Origin of the sequence: Streptomyces sp. NPDC014764, assembly GCF_043082785.1 — a bacterium.
Taxonomy (GTDB): Bacteria; Actinomycetota; Actinomycetes; order Streptomycetales; family Streptomycetaceae; genus Streptomyces; species Streptomyces althioticus.
The window spans coordinates 13,377-29,378 of sequence record NZ_JBIBXY010000016.1; the positions used below are offsets into that span (position 1 = coordinate 13,377).

At 72.7% G+C, this 16,002-nt stretch carries 16 protein-coding genes, 1 tRNA gene and 1 pseudogene; 8 read left to right on the forward strand and 10 right to left on the reverse strand.

Annotated elements, in window-relative coordinates; translation table 11 throughout:
* Positions 1-216 precede the first annotated feature (216 nt).
* Positions 217-1,272, reverse strand: coding sequence for an LLM class F420-dependent oxidoreductase (locus ACF1AG_RS27855; protein ID WP_391810579.1), 1,056 nt, complete (start codon positions 1,270-1,272; stop codon positions 217-219).
* A gap of 189 nt (positions 1,273-1,461) precedes the next feature.
* Here ACF1AG_RS27855 and ACF1AG_RS27860 point away from each other — a divergent pair, with 189 nt between their 5' ends.
* Positions 1,462-2,448: an aldo/keto reductase gene (locus ACF1AG_RS27860; protein WP_359607113.1), complete on the forward strand. Its 987-nt coding sequence runs from the start codon at positions 1,462-1,464 to the stop codon at positions 2,446-2,448.
* Positions 2,433-4,502 carry a helix-hairpin-helix domain-containing protein gene (locus tag ACF1AG_RS27865; RefSeq protein ID WP_387796893.1) on the forward strand — a complete coding sequence of 690 codons (2,070 nt, stop codon included), beginning with the start codon at positions 2,433-2,435 and terminating at the stop codon, positions 4,500-4,502. The genes ACF1AG_RS27860 and ACF1AG_RS27865 overlap by 16 nt, the downstream gene beginning before the upstream one ends.
* Positions 4,503-4,708: 206 nt before the next feature.
* Here the strand turns inward: ACF1AG_RS27865 and ACF1AG_RS27870 are convergent, their stop codons facing one another.
* Positions 4,709-5,395 carry a hypothetical protein gene (locus tag ACF1AG_RS27870; RefSeq protein WP_359605753.1) on the reverse strand — a complete coding sequence of 229 codons (687 nt, stop codon included), beginning with the start codon at positions 5,393-5,395 and terminating at the stop codon, positions 4,709-4,711.
* 47 nt (positions 5,396-5,442) lie between these two features.
* On the opposite strand from ACF1AG_RS27870, the gene ACF1AG_RS27875 reads away from it, so the two are divergent.
* Positions 5,443-5,631 (forward strand): DUF5703 family protein, encoded by a 189-nt coding sequence (locus ACF1AG_RS27875; RefSeq protein ID WP_387796655.1) that lies wholly within the window; start codon positions 5,443-5,445, stop codon positions 5,629-5,631.
* 77 nt (positions 5,632-5,708) lie between these two features.
* Here the strand turns inward: ACF1AG_RS27875 and ACF1AG_RS27880 are convergent, their stop codons facing one another.
* The 3 genes from ACF1AG_RS27880 to ACF1AG_RS27890 all read right to left on the reverse strand — a co-directional run bounded on the left by ACF1AG_RS27880 (position 5,709) and on the right by ACF1AG_RS27890 (position 8,420).
* Positions 5,709-6,539 carry a chaplin family protein gene (locus ACF1AG_RS27880; RefSeq protein ID WP_391810580.1) on the reverse strand — a complete coding sequence of 277 codons (831 nt, stop codon included), beginning with the start codon at positions 6,537-6,539 and terminating at the stop codon, positions 5,709-5,711.
* A 165-nt stretch (positions 6,540-6,704) separates the two neighbouring features.
* Entirely contained in the window at positions 6,705-6,938 is a 234-nt protein-coding gene (chpH, locus tag ACF1AG_RS27885; protein ID WP_006135972.1) for a chaplin ChpH, read from the reverse strand.
* A 156-nt stretch (positions 6,939-7,094) separates the two neighbouring features.
* On the reverse strand, positions 7,095-8,420 hold the full coding sequence (locus tag ACF1AG_RS27890; RefSeq protein WP_359605749.1) for a M20/M25/M40 family metallo-hydrolase: 1,326 nt from the start codon (positions 8,418-8,420) through the stop codon (positions 7,095-7,097).
* A gap of 198 nt (positions 8,421-8,618) precedes the next feature.
* Here ACF1AG_RS27890 and ACF1AG_RS27895 point away from each other — a divergent pair.
* Positions 8,619-8,703: transfer RNA gene (locus ACF1AG_RS27895), tRNA-Leu, on the forward strand.
* A gap of 64 nt (positions 8,704-8,767) precedes the next feature.
* Positions 8,768-9,148 (forward strand): YchJ family protein, encoded by a 381-nt coding sequence (locus ACF1AG_RS27900; protein ID WP_391810581.1) that lies wholly within the window; start codon positions 8,768-8,770, stop codon positions 9,146-9,148.
* 21 nt (positions 9,149-9,169) lie between these two features.
* Here the strand turns inward: ACF1AG_RS27900 and ACF1AG_RS27905 are convergent, their stop codons facing one another.
* A complete protein-coding gene (locus ACF1AG_RS27905; protein WP_391810582.1) occupies positions 9,170-9,571 on the reverse strand; it encodes a RidA family protein in 402 nt (133 codons plus the stop codon).
* A gap of 105 nt (positions 9,572-9,676) precedes the next feature.
* On the opposite strand from ACF1AG_RS27905, the gene ACF1AG_RS27910 reads away from it, so the two are divergent.
* Positions 9,677-10,063 carry a helix-turn-helix domain-containing protein gene (locus ACF1AG_RS27910; protein WP_359750688.1) on the forward strand — a complete coding sequence of 129 codons (387 nt, stop codon included), beginning with the start codon at positions 9,677-9,679 and terminating at the stop codon, positions 10,061-10,063.
* Between the two features lie 43 nt (positions 10,064-10,106).
* Here the strand turns inward: ACF1AG_RS27910 and ACF1AG_RS27915 are convergent, their stop codons facing one another.
* The gene (locus ACF1AG_RS27915; RefSeq protein ID WP_359750686.1) at positions 10,107-10,808 is read right to left on the reverse strand and encodes an FCD domain-containing protein; all 702 of its coding nucleotides are present in this window, start codon (positions 10,806-10,808) and stop codon (positions 10,107-10,109) included.
* Positions 10,809-10,952: 144 nt separating this feature from the next.
* On the opposite strand from ACF1AG_RS27915, the gene ACF1AG_RS27920 reads away from it, so the two are divergent.
* The gene (locus tag ACF1AG_RS27920) at positions 10,953-11,471 is read left to right on the forward strand and encodes a gluconokinase (RefSeq protein ID WP_359605739.1); all 519 of its coding nucleotides are present in this window, start codon (positions 10,953-10,955) and stop codon (positions 11,469-11,471) included.
* A gap of 72 nt (positions 11,472-11,543) precedes the next feature.
* Positions 11,544-12,941 (forward strand): gluconate:H+ symporter, encoded by a 1,398-nt coding sequence (locus tag ACF1AG_RS27925; RefSeq protein WP_391810583.1) that lies wholly within the window; start codon positions 11,544-11,546, stop codon positions 12,939-12,941.
* A 64-nt stretch (positions 12,942-13,005) separates the two neighbouring features.
* Here the strand turns inward: ACF1AG_RS27925 and ACF1AG_RS27930 are convergent.
* The 3 genes and pseudogenes from ACF1AG_RS27930 to ACF1AG_RS27940 form a co-directional block, all read right to left on the reverse strand.
* Positions 13,006-13,619: pseudogene (locus ACF1AG_RS27930) on the reverse strand (cytochrome b/b6 domain-containing protein).
* Positions 13,603-14,373, reverse strand: a complete 771-nt coding sequence (locus ACF1AG_RS27935; RefSeq protein WP_359605735.1) for a molybdopterin-dependent oxidoreductase — start codon at positions 14,371-14,373, stop codon at positions 13,603-13,605. Before ACF1AG_RS27935 ends, ACF1AG_RS27930 begins: the two are co-directional and overlap by 17 nt.
* Positions 14,374-14,446: 73 nt before the next feature.
* Positions 14,447-15,988, reverse strand: a complete 1,542-nt coding sequence (locus ACF1AG_RS27940; RefSeq protein WP_359605734.1) for an APC family permease — start codon at positions 15,986-15,988, stop codon at positions 14,447-14,449.
* Between the last annotated feature and the right edge of the window lie 14 nt (positions 15,989-16,002).

Sequence of the window (16,002 nt, forward strand, 5' to 3'; positions counted from 1 at the left end):
CCGATTGGCGTACGTGCCGGGCGGTGGGCGGAGGACTCGGACGCGCGCGTGCGGGGGCTCGCGGGCGCCTGTGGTGAGGGGCGCGCGGGGCGCGTAACCCTGGCGGGTCGCGGGCGTTGTTGTGGATGACGGCCGTGGCGGGGTCGACCCCCGAGCCCCCACCACGGCCGCGGGACCTGGCCGCCGCCGCGGGGGACGCGGCGGCGGCCTGACGGGTCAGGCCAGGCCCGCGCGCTCCAGGGCCTCGACGCCGGCGCGCAGCGAGGCCAGCCGCTCGTCGAGGGTGAAGCCGGCCGGGGCGAGGGTGAGGGTGGTGACCCCGGCGGCCGCGTAGGCCTTCATGCGGTCGGCGATGCGGTCGACCGAGCCGAGCAGGGTGGTGCTGTCGATCAGGTCGTGCGGGACGGCGGCGGCAGCGCCCTGCTTGTCGCCGGACAGGTACTTGTCCTGGATCTCGGCGGCCTCCCGCTCGTAGCCCATGCGCTGGGCGAGCTGGTTGTAGAAGTTCTGCTTGCGGCTGCCCATGCCGCCGACGTACAGCGCCGTGTAGGGGCGGAAGGTGTCGGCGAGGGTGGCCACGTCCTTGTCGTCGCCCACGGCGAGCGGGACGGTCGGGCAGACGTCGAAGCCGTCGAGGGTCTTGCCGGCCTTCTCGCGGCCCGCGCGGATGTGCCTGACGGCGGTCTCCTCCAGGTGGTCGGCGGAGGGGAAGATCAGCAGGGCGCCGTCGGCGATCTCACCGGTCTGCTCGAGGTTCTTCGGGCCGATCGCGGCGATGTACAGCGGGATGTGCTCGCGCTGCGGGTGCACGGTGAGCTTGAGGGGCTTGCCCGGGCCGCCGGGGAGGGGCAGGGTCCAGTGCTCGCCCTCGAAGGAGAGGCGCTCGCGGGTCATCGCCTTGCGGATGATCCCGACGTACTCGCGGGTGCGGGCGAGCGGCTTGTCGAACTTGACGCCGTACCAGCCCTCCGAGACCTGGGGGCCGGAGACGCCGAGGCCGAGACGGAAGCGGCCCTCGGAGAGCGAGTCGAGGGTGGCCGCGGTCATCGCGGTCATGGCCGGCTGGCGGGCCGGGATCTGGAAGATGGCCGAACCGACGTCGATGCGCTCGGTGCGGGCGGCGACGTAGGCGAGGACGGTGGCGGCGTCGGAGCCGTAGGCCTCGGCGGCCCAGCAGACCGCGTAGCCGAGGCGGTCCGCCTCCTGGGCCACGGCGAGGTTGTCCGCGTCCATTCCGGCGCCCCAGTAGCCGAGGTTGATACCTAGCTGCATGGCCGTCTCCCCTTACCGATCAGTAACGTGACTTGCGCAGACCTTATACCTCCCACGCCCGCGAGGCAGGGGGTGCGGGGAGGTACGGCCGCACGGGTCCGGCCGAGCGCTTGCGAGGTGCCGGACGCCCGGGAAACGGTTGTCCACAGGCCCCCACACGCTCAGCTCTGGCCAGTAATCTCGGCGTTCATGGAGCAGAGGCATCTCGGCCGTACCGGCCTGCGTGTGTCCCGGATCGGGCTCGGGACCCTCACCTGGGGCCGTGACACGGACGAGCACGACGCGGCAGAGCTCTTGAAGACGTTCTGGGACGCGGGCGGGACGCTGGTCGACACGGCCGACGTGTACGGCGACGGGGAGGCCGAGTACCTGCTCGGGCAGCTGATGGACGGCCTGGTGCCGCGCCGGGACCTGGTGATCTCGACGAAGGCCGGCAGCGTGCCCGACCCGGACCGCCGGTTCGACTGCTCGCGCGGCCATCTGCTCTCCGCGCTCGACGCCTCGCTCGCGCGCCTCGGCACGGACTACGTCGACGTGTGGCACGTCCACGCCTACGATCCGGCCACGCCGCTGGAGGAGACGCTCCAGGCGCTGGACATCGCCGTATCCAGCGGGCGCGTGCGGTACGCGGGCGTGTCCAACTTCTGCGGCTGGCAGCTCGCCAAGGCCGCGACCTGGCAGCTCGCCGGGCCTGGCGCGCGCACTCGCCTGGCGAGCACCCAGATGGAGTACTCGCTGCTCCAGCGCGGGGTGGAGCGGGAGGTGCTGCCCGCCGCGCTCGACCTCGGCATCGGCATGCTGCCGTCCTCCCCGCTCGGGCGGGGCGTGCTCACCGGCAAGTACCGCGGGGACGCCACCCCGGCCGACTCACGCGGCGCGTCGGAGCATCTCGCGCCGTTCGTCGCGCCGTACCTGGACGACACGGCGAGCCGGATCGTCGACGCGGTGACGACCGCGGCGGACGGCCTCGCCGTGACCGCGCTCCAGGTCGCGCTCGCCTGGGTCCGCGACCGGCCCGGCGTGACCGCCCCCATCATCGGCGCGCGCACGGCGCAGCAGCTCACGGCGGCGTTGTCAGTGGAGGCGCTTAGTCTTCCTGACGAGATCTGCCGGGCGCTCGACGACGTGTCGGCTCCGGTGCACCGCTATCCCGATCACGACTGGAGCACGCTGTGAGCACGCCGGAGACCCCTGAGGAGCCGAGGAGCGCGGACGACGGCACGCCCGCCGACGGCACGCCCGCCGAGGGCACGCAGGTGTCCGAGGCCGAGGCGGAGCTGGCCGCGCAGCGCCTGGAGCGGGAGCGGATCGAGCGGCGCAAGGCGGAGCGGCAGGGCCCGGTCGAGGCCGGCACCAAGCTGAGCGGCACGGCGGCCGAACTGCTCGCCGCCGTACGGGCCGTGGAGAGCGGTGAGAAGCCGCCGGCCACCGTGTTCGAGGAGGCCCGCCCCGCGCCGCGGCGCCCCGCGCCGGAGCCGGTGCGGCAGGCCCCGGTGGTCGTCCCCGAGGGACCGGCCGCGCCCGCCGAGGGCACCGTGGGCGAGGTGCGGGAGGTGCTGACGCGGGGCGGCGCTCCCGCCGCGCTCGCCGCGCAGGCCGCCGCGGCCCTGGGTGAGAGCGCCGCGGAGCTGCTGCGGGACGACCCCTGGCAGCTGCTGCGGGTGCCGGGCGTCCGGCCCGAGCAGGCGGACGGGTTCGCCCGCACGCTGCTCGGCGGGGAGGCCGGGCCCGGTGACGAGCGGCGGGGACGCGCGCTGACCGTCTGGCTGCTGGAACAGGCCGCGCCCGCCGGGCACACGGTGCTGGAGATGCCCGCGCTCACCGAGGCACTCGGCCGTCAGGGCGTGCCCGATCCGGAGGACGCGATGCGGAACGCCGTCGCCGAGGGGGACGTCCTCGTCTTCCAGGACGCGATCGGCGAACCGGTCGGGGAGGACGAGGAGCAGCCCGTCCGGGTGCTGGTCGGTCTGGAGCGCTGTGCCCTCGCCGAGGAGAGCCTCGCCGACGGCCTGGCCCGGCTGATCAACTCGGCGCCCAAGCAGGACGGCGCGGCCGAGGAGTGGGAGCGGGCCGCCGCCGCGGCGGCGGGCTCCGCGGCCGATCTGATCCGCGCGGCCTCCGGGCACGGGCTGGTGCTGCACACCGGCGGGGAGGCCGCGCTGGCGGAGCCGGCGGCGCTGCTGGACGCGGCGCACGGCATGGGCCTGCGCGCCTGGGCCGCCACGCACAGCCCGGTCGGGCGGGAGCGGTTCGTGAACCGCGTGGAGGGCCCGGGTGTGGTCACGGTCGCCGGGCTGCTGTCCGGCGCGGAGGGGCCCGGGCGGGACCCGGAAGGCGCGCTGGCCGTGGACCTGCTGGTGGTGCTGGACGCGCCGCAGCTCGACGTGGAGACCGCCGCGCTGCTCACGGAGTCCTTGCCGGACGGGGCGCGGCTGGTGCTGTCCGGCGATCCGGCGGTGCTGTGGTCGGTCGGTCCCGGGCGGGTGTTCGCGGACCTGCTGGCGGCGCGGGCCTGCCCGCAGGTCGCCTCCCGGCGACCGGATCCGGGGCCGCTGGGCGAGCTGGTCTCGGGCATCGGCGTCGGCGAGCTGCTCCAGGTGGAGGCCCCCGGGAAGGAGGTCGTCATCGTGCCCGTGCGGGACGCGGGCGAGGCGGTGCACCGGGCCGTGCAGCTGGTGGCGGACTCGGTGCCCCGCGCCATCGGCGTGCCGGCCGAGGAGACGCAGGTGATCACCCCGGGCCACGGGGGCGCGGTCGGCACGCGTGTGCTGAACGCGGCGCTGAAGGAGCGGCTGAACCCGGGTCCCGGCCGCTTCGCCGGCTTCGACCCCGGAGACCGGGTGGCCTGGTCCCCCGCCCCGGGACGCACCCTTCCGGGCCGTGTGGCCGGGGCGGACGCCGAAGGCCTGCGCCTGGACTGCGCGGGCGAGACGGTCGTCGTGCCGCGGGACCGCGTGGAGCAGACGGTCCGCCACGGGTGGGCGCTCACCGCGCACCAGGCGGTGGGCTCGCGCTGGCCCGCGGCGGTCGTGGTCCTCCCCGGCGACGCGGTCCCCGCCCTGAGCCGTCCCTGGATCTACACGGCCTTCAGCCGGGCCGACCGCCACCTGTCGGTGGTCCACGGAGTCGACCAGGCCCTCCAGCGAGCGGTCACGGACATCCCGGCGAAGCCGCGCACGACGCGTCTGCCGGTGCTGTTGGCGCCGCAACTGCCGGGGGCGGCGGAGTAGGGCGCCCCCGGTCAGGCGCCCCGTGCTTGACCGGCATGCGGTGGGCTCACCCTGGTGCGACCGGGGTGCGGCGCGGCCGTACGCCCGGGGCTGAGGGCCGCGGGTGGTGTCAGGGCTCAAGCGATGCCGGAGCGCGTGGTTCGGGCGACACGACCGGCTGAGCGGGCCGGCCGCGGCAGGACGGCACCCCGCCGGCGCGTGTCGGGTCAGCGGTCCGCGTCCAGGGGTTCCAGGTCCTCGTCCGCGTCCGGGGACAGGACCGACTCCAGGTCGTCGTCGTCCTCTTCGTCGTCCGCGTCGTCGTCGAAGACCGCGCTGACGTCGAAGCGGCACACCACCGCCTCGGGGTCCGCCTGCTCGAAGGGGGCCTCGAGCCACTCGCCGGGGTCCGGGATCTCGTCCGATGCCGTGACCCAGAGCGTGGAGTCGCCCTCCTCCAGGCCGAACTCCTTGTGCCGGGAGGCGATCTCGTCCGGTTCGTACTCCCCGAACAGCAGGCCGAGCGCGCCGTGGACGGTGCTGGAGGCCTCCGAACTCTCGTCGTCGGCCTCCTCGATCCGCTGGGCGTGCGCCAGCAGCCGCTGCGGCTCGACGACGGCGTAGTCCCGGCGGATCAGCACGCTGAGGGCGTTCGGTTCCTCGGGGCCGCCGTACGGGGGCAGGGACTCCTCGGCACTGGGGATCTCGAAGGGCGTGACCTCGTCGTAGCGGTCGTAGAGCAGTTCGTCGTACGTCTCCGCGGCCGCGGCCAGCTGGTTGAAGGCCTCGTAGACGGCCGGGTCGTCGTCACCCGACCGGCTCTCGACCGCGGCCAGGTGGCGGTCGATCGCGGTCTTCACCGCCTCGGCGGCGGCGCGTACCTCGGCAGCGGTGGGCTGCGCAGCATCAGACATAGTGCAGACGCTATCCGTACCGGGGCCCGGCCCGCACAATAGATGCGATGCCGGAATACGAATTTGTCGACGTGTACGTACCGCGCGGGGTCTCCCGCAAGGAGACGGCGCGTCTGCTGACGGACCATGCCGAGTACGGTCACTGGGAGTTGCACCGCCTGACGCTGATGCGTGACGGCAGCCGCAGAGTGCGGCTGCGGCGGCGGATCATCCGCCAGGTGCGCGCCACCTGGTGAGCTGGGCGCGCCCGACCGGAGTCAACGGGCGGAGCGGACCCCGCGTCGGTCGCGGGGTCCGCTCCGTGTGTCCGAGATCACGCCGCGGCGCGCGCCCTGCGGTACAGGATGCCGCCGGCGAGCAGCGCACCCGCGCCGGCCGGCAGCGCGAGGCCGAGCGGCAGTTCGCTGCCGGTCTCGGCGAGCTGCGCGTCGCCCCGCGGGCCCGGCTGGTTGCCGGTGGAGGGGGAGTCCGGGGTGCCGGGCTCACCCGGGTTCCCCGGCTCCCCCGGATTGCCGGGCTCACCAGGGTTGCCAGGCTCTCCCGGGTTGCCGGGCTCCCCCGGGTTGCCAGGCTCTCCCGGGTCGCCGGGCTCTCCCGGGTTGCCGGGCTCTCCCGGGTCGCCGGGCTCACCGGGGTTGCCAGGCTCCCCCGGGTCACCAGGCTCGCCAGGGTTGCCCGGCTCACCGGGCTCACCCGGCTCACCCGGGTGCCCCCCGCCGTGTCCCGTGTTGGCGCAGTCGTTGCCGGCCGCGCCGTTGCCCACGCCGATGACGTCGATGCTGTTGCCGCAGACGTTCACCGGCACGTGGACCGGCACCTGCACGACGTTGCCGGAGGCCACGCCGGGCGAGTCGCTCGCCTTGCCGTGGGCGTGCGAGCCGCCGTAGTGGCCGGAGCCGCCCTTGTTGGCGCAGGCGTTGCCGACCGCCGGGTTGAGGACCCCGACGACGTTGACCGTGTTGCCGCAGACGTTCACCGGCACGTGGACCGGCGCCTGCACGACGTTGCCGGAGAGCACGCCCGGCGAGCCCTTGGCCCCGCCCGTCGCGCCTGAGTCGGCGTGGGCGGCGGCACCGCCCGCGGCGGCGAGCACACCGGTGGCGGCGGCCATGGTCATCAAGCCCTTGCGGGTGACCTGTCGCATTGCTGAATTCCCTGTCCTCGGACCTGCTGCCGGGACGCGGAGCGTGCCGTGTCCCGGAATTCTCGACGAATGAGGAACCGGTCGGCCCCGGAGCGCATGGCGCGCGCTCCGGGGCCGACGGGCTCGAACCCTCAGCGGGCGATGCCTAGAGGGCGAGACACGACGTCACGCGTTGACGCAGGTGTTGCCGAAGGCGGGGTTCAGCAGCCCGATCACGGAGATCGTGTTGCCGCAGACGTTCACGGGAACGTGAACCGGCACCTGCACGACGTTGCCGGACAGGACGCCCGGGGAGTGCACGGCGGCACCCTGCGCGCCCGAGTCGGCGGCGGCCATGCCCGCGCCCGCGAGAACCAGACCACCAGTGGCGGCCGCGACGGCGACGACCTTCTTCAGCATGTATTCCTCCTAGTTGGCAATGTGATCCAAAGTCGCGGATCACATCACGGGTAACGAGGAGGAAGTAATGAGGCTACGAGCTTATGGTCGCATTCACTCTTCCCGGTCAACTCCGCACGTCTGCCCGAATATTCGGGATCGCCGGAAGGCGCCCCCTCAGGACGCGTCCAGGAACCGGTCGAGCACGCGGACGCCGAACTTGAGGCCGTCCACCGGCACCCGCTCGTCGACGCCGTGGAACATGCCCGCGAAGTCCAGCTCCGGCGGCAGCTTCAGCGGCGCGAAGCCGAAGCAGCGGATGCCGAGGTCGTCGAAGGACTTGGCGTCGGTGCCGCCGGAGAGCATGTAGGGCACGGCGCGTGCGATGGGGTCCTCGGCGCTCAGCGCGGTCTGCATGGCGTCGACGAGCCGGCCGTCGAAGTCGGTCTCCAGCGCCTTGTCGGAGTGCACGTCCTCGCGCCGCACGCGCGGGCCGAGGATGCGGTCGAGGTCGGCGAGGAACTCCTCCTCGTAGCCGGGCAGGAAGCGGCCGTCGACGTGCGCGGTGGCCTGGCCGGGGATGACGTTGACCTTGTAGCCGGCGCCGAGCTGGGTGGGCGCGGCGGAGTTGCGCAGGGTGGTGCCGATCATGCGGGCGATGCCGCCGAGCTTGGCGAGGGTCTCGTCCATGTTCTCCGGGTCGAGCTCGGTGCCGAGCGCGTCGGAGAGCTCGTCCAGGAAGGCGCGGACGGTCTTGGTGACCCTGACCGGCCACTTGTGGCGGCCGAGGCGGGCGACGGCCTCGCACAGCTCGGTGATGGCGTTGTCGTCGTTGGTCATCGAGCCGTGGCCGGCCGTGCCGTCGACGGTGAGCCGCATCCAGTGCATGCCCTTCTCGGCGGTCTCGACGAGGTAGAGGCGCAGCTTCTCGTTGACGGTGAAGGAGAACCCGCCGACCTCGCCGATCGCCTCGCTGACCCCGTCGAACAGCTCGGGGTGCTTGTGCACCAGGTGTTTGGCGCCGTAGGTGCCGCCGGCCTCCTCGTCGGCGAGGAAGGCGAGGACGACGTCCCGCGGGGGCTTGCGGCCGCTGCGCATGCGCTCGCGGACGACCGCGAGGGTCATCGCGTCCATGTCCTTCATGTCGACGGCCCCGCGTCCCCACACGCATCCGTCGGCGATCTCGCCGGAGAAGGGGTGGTGGGTCCAGTCGTCCGCGTTGGCGGGCACGACGTCGGTGTGGCCGTGGATGAGCAGGGCGGGCCGCGACGGGTCCTCGCCCTCGATCCGGGCGATCGTGGAGGCGCGTCCCGGGTGGGACTCGAGGATCTGGGGCTCCAGGCCGACTTCGGCGAGCTTCTCGGCGACGTACTCGGCCGCCTTGCGCTCGCCGGGGCCCGAGTGGTCGCCGTAGTTGCTGGTGTCGATCCGGATCAGCTCGCGGCAGAGGTCCACGACCTCGTCCTCACCGGTGACGCCCTTGGCCGGGTCCGTCTCGCTCACGTGCTTCCTCCCGCTGCTGGTGTTCCCGCTGGTCGGTCCTCCCCCATCCTCCCCCTCCCGGCGGCCGGCCCCAAGACCCGCCCCGGCCCGTCACAGGCCGTTCACGCGACGGCGCGCCCGGGGGTGATCGGCCACCCCGGAACACCTGGTAATGTTTATGTCGTCGCCGCGGGGGGAAGCCCGCGCGACAGACACCTTGTCCGGGTGGCGGAATGGCAGACGCGCTAGCTTGAGGTGCTAGTGCCCTTTATCGGGCGTGGGGGTTCAAGTCCCCCCTCGGACACTTGCTTCATCGAGGGCCTCGACCGGACGGTCGGGGCCCTCGGGCGTTGTACGGAAGGTGCCCCATGACGTCGTCTCGCACGCCCTGCCCCTGCGGCCTCCCCGGGACCTACGAGGAGTGCTGCGGCTGTTTCCACGCCGGTACGGCCTCCGCACCGACGGCGGAGCGGCTGATGCGGTCGCGGTACGCGGCGTTCGTGCGGCGGGACGGGGCGTACCTGCTGCGGACCTGGCACCCGCGGACCCGGCCCGCCCGGCTCGACCTCGACCCGGCGATGCGGTGGACCGGGCTGGAGATCCTCGCCGCGGAGGACGGCTCCGCCTTCCACTCCACCGGCACGGTGACCTTCCGCGCCGCGTACCGGGGCGGCTCCCTGCACGAGCGCAGCCGCTTCGAACGGGTCGACGGGGCCTGGGTGTACGTCGACGGGGACTTCCTCGGCTGAAGGACCTCGGCGAGGACCGGCTCAGGCGGGCAGCCGGGTGTCGACGACGAAGGCGATCTCCACGAGCTGGCCGGGCAGGGTGAGTTCGGTGACGCCGAGGACCGTGCTCGCCGGGCGGTGGCCGCCGAAGTAGGCGAGGTTGGCCTCCGCCGTGGCCGCGGCGTGGCGCCCGAGGTCCACCACGTAGAGGGTCTGCGAGACGATCTGGTTCCGGCCGGCCCCGTAGTGGGCGAGGACGCGGTCCATGTTGGCGTGCGTGCGCCGCAGCTGGGCCGCGAAGTCGCCGGGGTCCGGGAACCCGCCCGCCTCGTCGAAGGCGAGCTGTCCCGAGACGTGGATCAGGTCGCCGGAGCGGATCGCCTGCGCGTAGCCGAAGTCGCTCTCGGCCGGGATTCCGTAGGAGAAGACGTCACTGGTGGCCATGGTTCGGTTCGTCCTTTTTCGGTCGGTCTCTTGTCGTTACCCAGGAACTGTAGGAGAGTGAGCGCCGACATGGAAGAACGCACTTTTCGGTGACTGGGGAACCTGATGGTGACCAAGCGTGTGCTGGCTGGACTGCCTGAGGACGCCGATCTGCGGCGCGCGGACTCCCTGGCGCGGGAGATCTTCTCGGACGTCGCCAACAAGTGGGCGCTGCTGATCATCGAGGCGCTCGGTGAGGGAACCCTGCGGTTCAGCGAGCTGCGGGACGAGGTCGAGGGCGTCAGCCACAAGATGCTCACGCAGAATCTGCGCATGCTGGAGCGCAACGGCCTGGTCGAGCGGACGGTGTACCCCACCGTGCCGCCGCGGGTCGAGTACACCCTCACCGGACCGGGCCGCGCGCTGCGCACCGCGGTGGACGCGATCTGCGGGTGGACGCACGAGCACCTGGGGCACATCGAGCGGGCCCGGGAGCACTTCGGCGACCGGTGACCGCGACCGGCCGACGGACGGCACGACCGACGGGCCGGCGGCGTTACGGCGCCAGGATGTCGAGTTCCTGCAGTGCGCCCTCGGTGATCTCGCGGGTGAGTTTCTCCGCGCGGGCGGCGTCGCGGGCGCGGACGGCCTCGGCGAGCTGGACGTGGAGGGTGACGGCGGCCGGGTCGGGGTCCTCGAACATCACGTCGTGGTGGGTGCGCCCGGCCAGCACCTCCGCGACCACGTCGCCGAGGCGGGCGAACATCTCGTTGCCGGAGGCGGTCAGGATGACGCGGTGGAACGCCACGTCGTGGAAGAGGTAGCCCTCCAGCTTGTGGCCGCGTGAGTTCGCGACCATCCCCAGGGCGCACTCGGTGAGTTCGGCGCACTGTTCGGCCGTGGCGTTGCGCGCGGCGAGTCCGGCCGCGACCGGTTCGATCGCGGAGCGGAGCACGGTGAGGGAGCGCAGCTGGCGGGGGCGGTCGGCGCCGGCCAGGCGCCAGCGGATGACCTGCGGGTCGTAGACGTTCCACTCGCAGGCCGGGAGGACCGTGACACCGACGCGTCGGCGGGACTCCACCAGGTGCATGGACTCCAGGACGCGGACCACCTCGCGCATCACCGAGCGCGACACGTCGAAACGCTGGGCGAGTTCGTCGGTACGCAGCACACTGCCGGGCGGGTACTCGCCTGCGGTGATCTCGGGGCCGAGGGTGTCCAGTACGCGGCCGTGCAGCCCCCGGCCCGTGGTGCTCATGCACTCAGAGTACGGGGCGGATCACACCGATAAAAAGTCAGACTTATTCGTCACAGCCTCTTGAAGTTGTCGTACTTATAAGTTTCAGTTGCGGTCGGCATCATCGGCAAGGTGTCGACGAGGACAGCAGACAGTGAGGCAGCGATGAACACCCCCCACGTGGTCGTGGTCATGGGCGTCGCCGGAACGGGCAAGACCACCATCGGTCCCCTGCTCGCGGCCCGCCTCGGCGTTCCGTACGCCGAGGGCGACGACTTCCACCCGCAGAGCAACATCGCCAAGATGTCGGCGGGCACCCCGCTCACCGACGACGACCGGTGGCCGTGGCTAGACGCCATCGGCGACTGGGCGCAGGGGCGCGCGGGTCTGGGGGGCGTGGTCAGCTGCTCCGCGCTGAAGCGCTCGTACCGCGACCGGCTGCGGGCCGCCGCGCCCGGCGTGGTCTTCGTGCACCTCACCGGTGACCGCGCGCTCGTCGAGGACCGGATGTCGCACCGCAAGGGGCACTTCATGCCCACGGCCCTGCTCGACTCGCAGTTCGCCACGCTCCAGCCGCTGGGGCAGGACGAGGCCGGGATCGCCGTGGACGTGACGGGCAGCCCCGAGGAGATCACCGAACGGGCGGCCACCGCCCTGACGTCGCTCCCCGAGCCGACCCCGTAGGACCCGCCCCGCACCGGCCCTCCCCCAGGGCCGCCCCTCTCCCCCCAACCCCGCACCTCCTAGGGATCCACCGTGACCAGACTCAGCGTCGAGATGCTGGCAGCGGACGTACCCGAGCCGATCACCTCGGCCGGCCACGCTCAGCTGGGCATCGCCGTCCTGGCGGGCATAGCCGTCATCGTCCTGCTCATCACCAAGTTCAAGCTGCACGCCTTCCTGTCGCTGACCATCGGGTCACTGGCGCTCGGCGCCTTCGCCGGCGCTCCGCTGGACAAGGTCATCACCAGCTTCAGCGCCGGCCTCGGCTCCACCGTCGCCGGTGTGGGCGTGCTGATCGCCCTCGGCGCGATCCTCGGCAAGATGCTCGCCGACTCGGGCGGCGCCGACCAGATCGTCGACACCATCCTCGCCAGGGCCAGCGGCCGTTACATGCCGTGGGCGATGGTCCTGATCGCCTCGGTGATCGGTCTGCCGCTGTTCTTCGAGGTCGGCGTGGTGCTGCTGATCCCGGTGGTGCTGATGGTCGCCAAGCGCGGCAACTACTCGCTCATGCGCATCGGCATCCCGGCCCTCGCCGGTCTGTCCGTGATGCACGGCCTGGTCCCCCCGCACCCCGGTCCGCTGGTCGCCATCGACGCGGTCGGCGCCAACCTGGGCGTGACGCTGGCGCTCGGCGTGCTCGTCGCCGTCCCGACCGTGGTGATCGCCGGTCCGGTGTTCTCCAAGTACGCCGCCCGCTGGGTGGACGTCCCGGCGCCCGAGCGGATGATCCCGCAGCGTCCCTCCGAGGACCTGGAGCGGCGCCCCGGATTCGGCGCGACGCTGGCCACGATCCTGCTGCCGGTCGTGCTGATGCTGGCCAAGGCGCTCGTCGACATCGTGATCGACGACCCCGAGCACAACGTGCAGCGGGTCTTCGACGTGGTCGGCTCCCCGCTGATCGCGCTGCTCGCCGCCGTGCTGGTCGGCATCTTCACCCTCGGTATGCCCGCCGGCTTCAGCAAGGAGCGGATCTCCTCCCTGATGGAGAAGGGCCTGGCCCCGATCGCGGGCATCCTGCTGATCGTCGGCGCGGGCGGCGGTTTCAAGCAGACCCTGATCGACACCGGTGTGGGCCAGATGATCCTGGACATCTCCGAGGACTGGTCGATCCCGGCGCTGCTGCTGGCCTGGCTGATCGCGGTGGCGATCCGGCTGGCGACGGGCTCGGCGACCGTGGCGACCGTCTCGGCGGCCGGTCTGGTCGCGCCGCTCGCGGCCGACATGTCGACGACGCACGCCGCACTGCTGGTGCTGGCCATCGGCGCGGGTTCGCTGTTCTTCAGCCATGTCAACGACGCCGGCTTCTGGCTGGTGAAGGAGTACTTCGGCCTGAACGTCGGCCAGACGATCAAGACCTGGTCGATCATGGAGACGATCATCTCGGTGGTCGCGGGGGCGCTGGTGCTCCTGCTGTCCCTGATCATCTAGCGGGACCGGACGCACGGCGGCCCGTCCGCCTCTCACGGGAGAGGCGGACGGGCCGCTGTCGTGTTCAGGGCCGCCACAGAGGGTGTTCGCGCCCGGCCCACTCCCGGCGGACCGAGCCCGTGCGCAGACCGCGGCGGGCCTCGGGGTCGGCGAGAGCCATGCCGATGTGCCCGGCGAGGACGATGCCGACGGTCAGTCATGGACGAAGGTCGCGGCGGTACGCCAGGCCGGCGGGGTGAGGTGGGTGAACCACATCAGCAGCCCGGTGCCGAGCATCACCAGGGTGGCCCCGGCGATCCAGGCCGCGTACAGCTTCTGACCGGCGTTGAACTTCCCCGCCGGGCGGGACGCGGGGCGGCGGTCACGGCGCAGGGCGGCCCGCAGCCAGACCCGGTCGTGCGGGCCGAATCGGTTGAGCCGGCCCAGGTCGGCGCGGAACGCGCGGGAGACCAGGGCGGCGAGCACGGGGGCGGGCAGCAGCAGCCCCGACCACTGGTGGAGGGTGACGACGAGGGCGCGGCGGCCGGCCAGCTGGGCGAGCTGGGGGACGTACAGGCAGGCGGCGGTGGCCACGCAGACGCCCATGAGCAGGGCGACGGCGCGGTGCGCCCACCGTTGGGTCCGGGTGAAGCGCCGTACGGTCGTGGCGGCGGGCGGGGCGTCAGCTCGTGGGGGCATCGCCGCGTCCGTTCGAGCGGCCGACCCAGGCGTCGACGTCGTAGCCGCGCAGCTCCCAGTAGCCCGGTTCGACCTCGTCGGTGACGGTGATGCCGGAGAGCCACTTGGCCGACTTGTAGAAGTACATGGGCGCCACGTAGAGCCGTGCCGGGCCGCCGTGTCCGTGGCCGATGTCCTCGTCCTGCATGCGCAGGGCGACCAGGACGTCCGAGCGGCGGGCCTGGTCGAGGGTGAGGCTCTCGGAGTACGTCCCGTCGAAGCAGGTGAAGCGCACCGCGCGGGCGGTGGGGCGCACCCCGGCCGCGTCGAGGAGCCGGGACAGTCGCACGCCCTCGAACGGCGTCCCGGGCACCCGCCAGCCGGTCACGCACTGCACGTCCCGCACCAGGCGGGTCTGCGGCAGAGCTCTGAGGTCGGCGAGGGTGTAGGAGGAGGGGCGGTGGACGAGGCCGTCGACGGTGAGCCGGTAGGAGCGGGCGTCCTTGCGCGGGACGGACGCGGCGACGGAGTAGTAGCGGAAGCCGCCGCCGTTCGGGAGGAGTCCGGTCAGGCCGGTGGGGTCGCGGTCGGCGGCGCCCGCGAGGAGGGATTCCAGGCCGCGCTGGAGGGAGGGCGCGGCGGCCAGGCCGAGCGCGCCGAGACCGAGGGTGCCGAGCAGGACGCGGCGGCCGACGGGAGCGCCGCGTGCGTCCGGGTCGGTCGCGTGTTCCGCGGGGCGGACGTCCGGGTCCCGTGCGGGGTGTTCGGGTTTCACCCCTTCATTCGAGCACCCGCGGCCCCGGGCGGACCAGGGAACGCGGGTGCTCGTCAGACTTCCGTAAGGGCCCTCACGGGGTGCGCTCGGCCTCCTTCTCCAGTTGGAACGCCTCGTTGCCCAGGCCGATGCGGGCGTGCGTCCCGGGGGCGCGGCTGCGCAGGATCGCGCCCTGGACGAGTCCGATCACGAGGGCGAGGCCGATGACGCCGGGCAGGATCCAGCGCAGCGTGGAGTCCGGTCCGGCGCCGACGAGGACGTCGAAGTCCTTGACCGTGTAGACCGCGATCACCACGAGGGCGATGCCGGCCACCGCCGACGTCACCAGCCGCCAGGCCTGCGCGCCAGCGGCGCCGCGCCGTACGAAGAAGACCACGACGGACAGCGAGGCGATCGCCATGAGGACGATGACGCCGAGCGCGCCGATGTTGCCGCCCCAGGTGAACAGGCGCAGCACCGGCGCGGTGGGGTCGCCGGTGGGCTTGTCGTCGGTGAGCGCGAAGGTCAGCACCAGCACGACGGCGATGCCGGTCTGCAGCAGGGAGCCGGTGCCGGGGGCGCCGCTGGAGCCCGTGGTGCGGCCGAAGGCGGCGGGCAGCAGGCCCTCGCGGCCCATGGCGAAGGCGTACCGGGCGACGACGTTGTGGAAGCTGAGCATGGCGGCGAACATGCCGGTCACGAACAGGACGTGCAGCACGTCGGTGAAGGTGGAGCCGAGCCGCTCCTCGGTGAGGAAGAACAGCAGACCCGCGCTCTGCTCCTGGGAGGTGGGGACGATCGAGGCGGGGCCGGTGGCCACGGTGAGGGCCCAGCTGCTGAGGGCGAAGAAGACCGCGACGCCGGTGACGGCGAGGAACATCACGCGCGGGACCAGGACGTGCGGCCTGCTGGTCTCCTCCGCGTAGACGGGCGCCTGCTCGAAGCCGAGGAAGGCGGCGATGCAGAAGCACAGGGCGGTGCCGACGCCGGCGCCGGTGAGGGTGTCCGGGTTGAAGGCGTGCAGCGACAGGCCCTCCGTGCCGGGGTCGGCGACGGCGGCGATGTCGAAGACGACGACCAGCAGCACCTCGATGACCAGCAGGACGCCGAGGACCTTCGCGTTGACGTCGATCTTCAGCCACCCGAGCACGCCCACGGCGAGCGCGGCGGCGAGCGCCGGTATCCACCAGGCGACCTCGAGGTCGGCGTAGGTGGCGAAGAGGCCGGAGACCTCGAAGCCGAAGATGCCGTAGATGCCGACCTGGAGGGAGTTGTAGGCGACGAGGGCGACCATGGCGGCGCCCGCGCCGGCGGTGCCGCCGAGTCCGCGGGAGATGTACGCGTAGAAGGCGCCCGCGTTGTGGACGTGCCGGCTCATCTCGGCGTAGCCGAGGCTGAACAGGACCAGCACGGTGCCGAGGACCACGAAGAGCAGCGGCTGGCCGACGATGCCCATCACCGCGAATGTGGTGGGCATGACACCCGCGACGACCATCAGCGGGGCGGTCGCGGCCAGCACGGAGAGCAGCAGGCCTCCCGTGCCGAGGCGGTCGGCCCGCAGGGCGCGGTCCTGCCCCTTGAAGGTGCTGATCCCCTCGGCCGGGGCTCTGTTGGTGCTCGAACTGTCCGTCGTCATCTCGAGACCGTCCT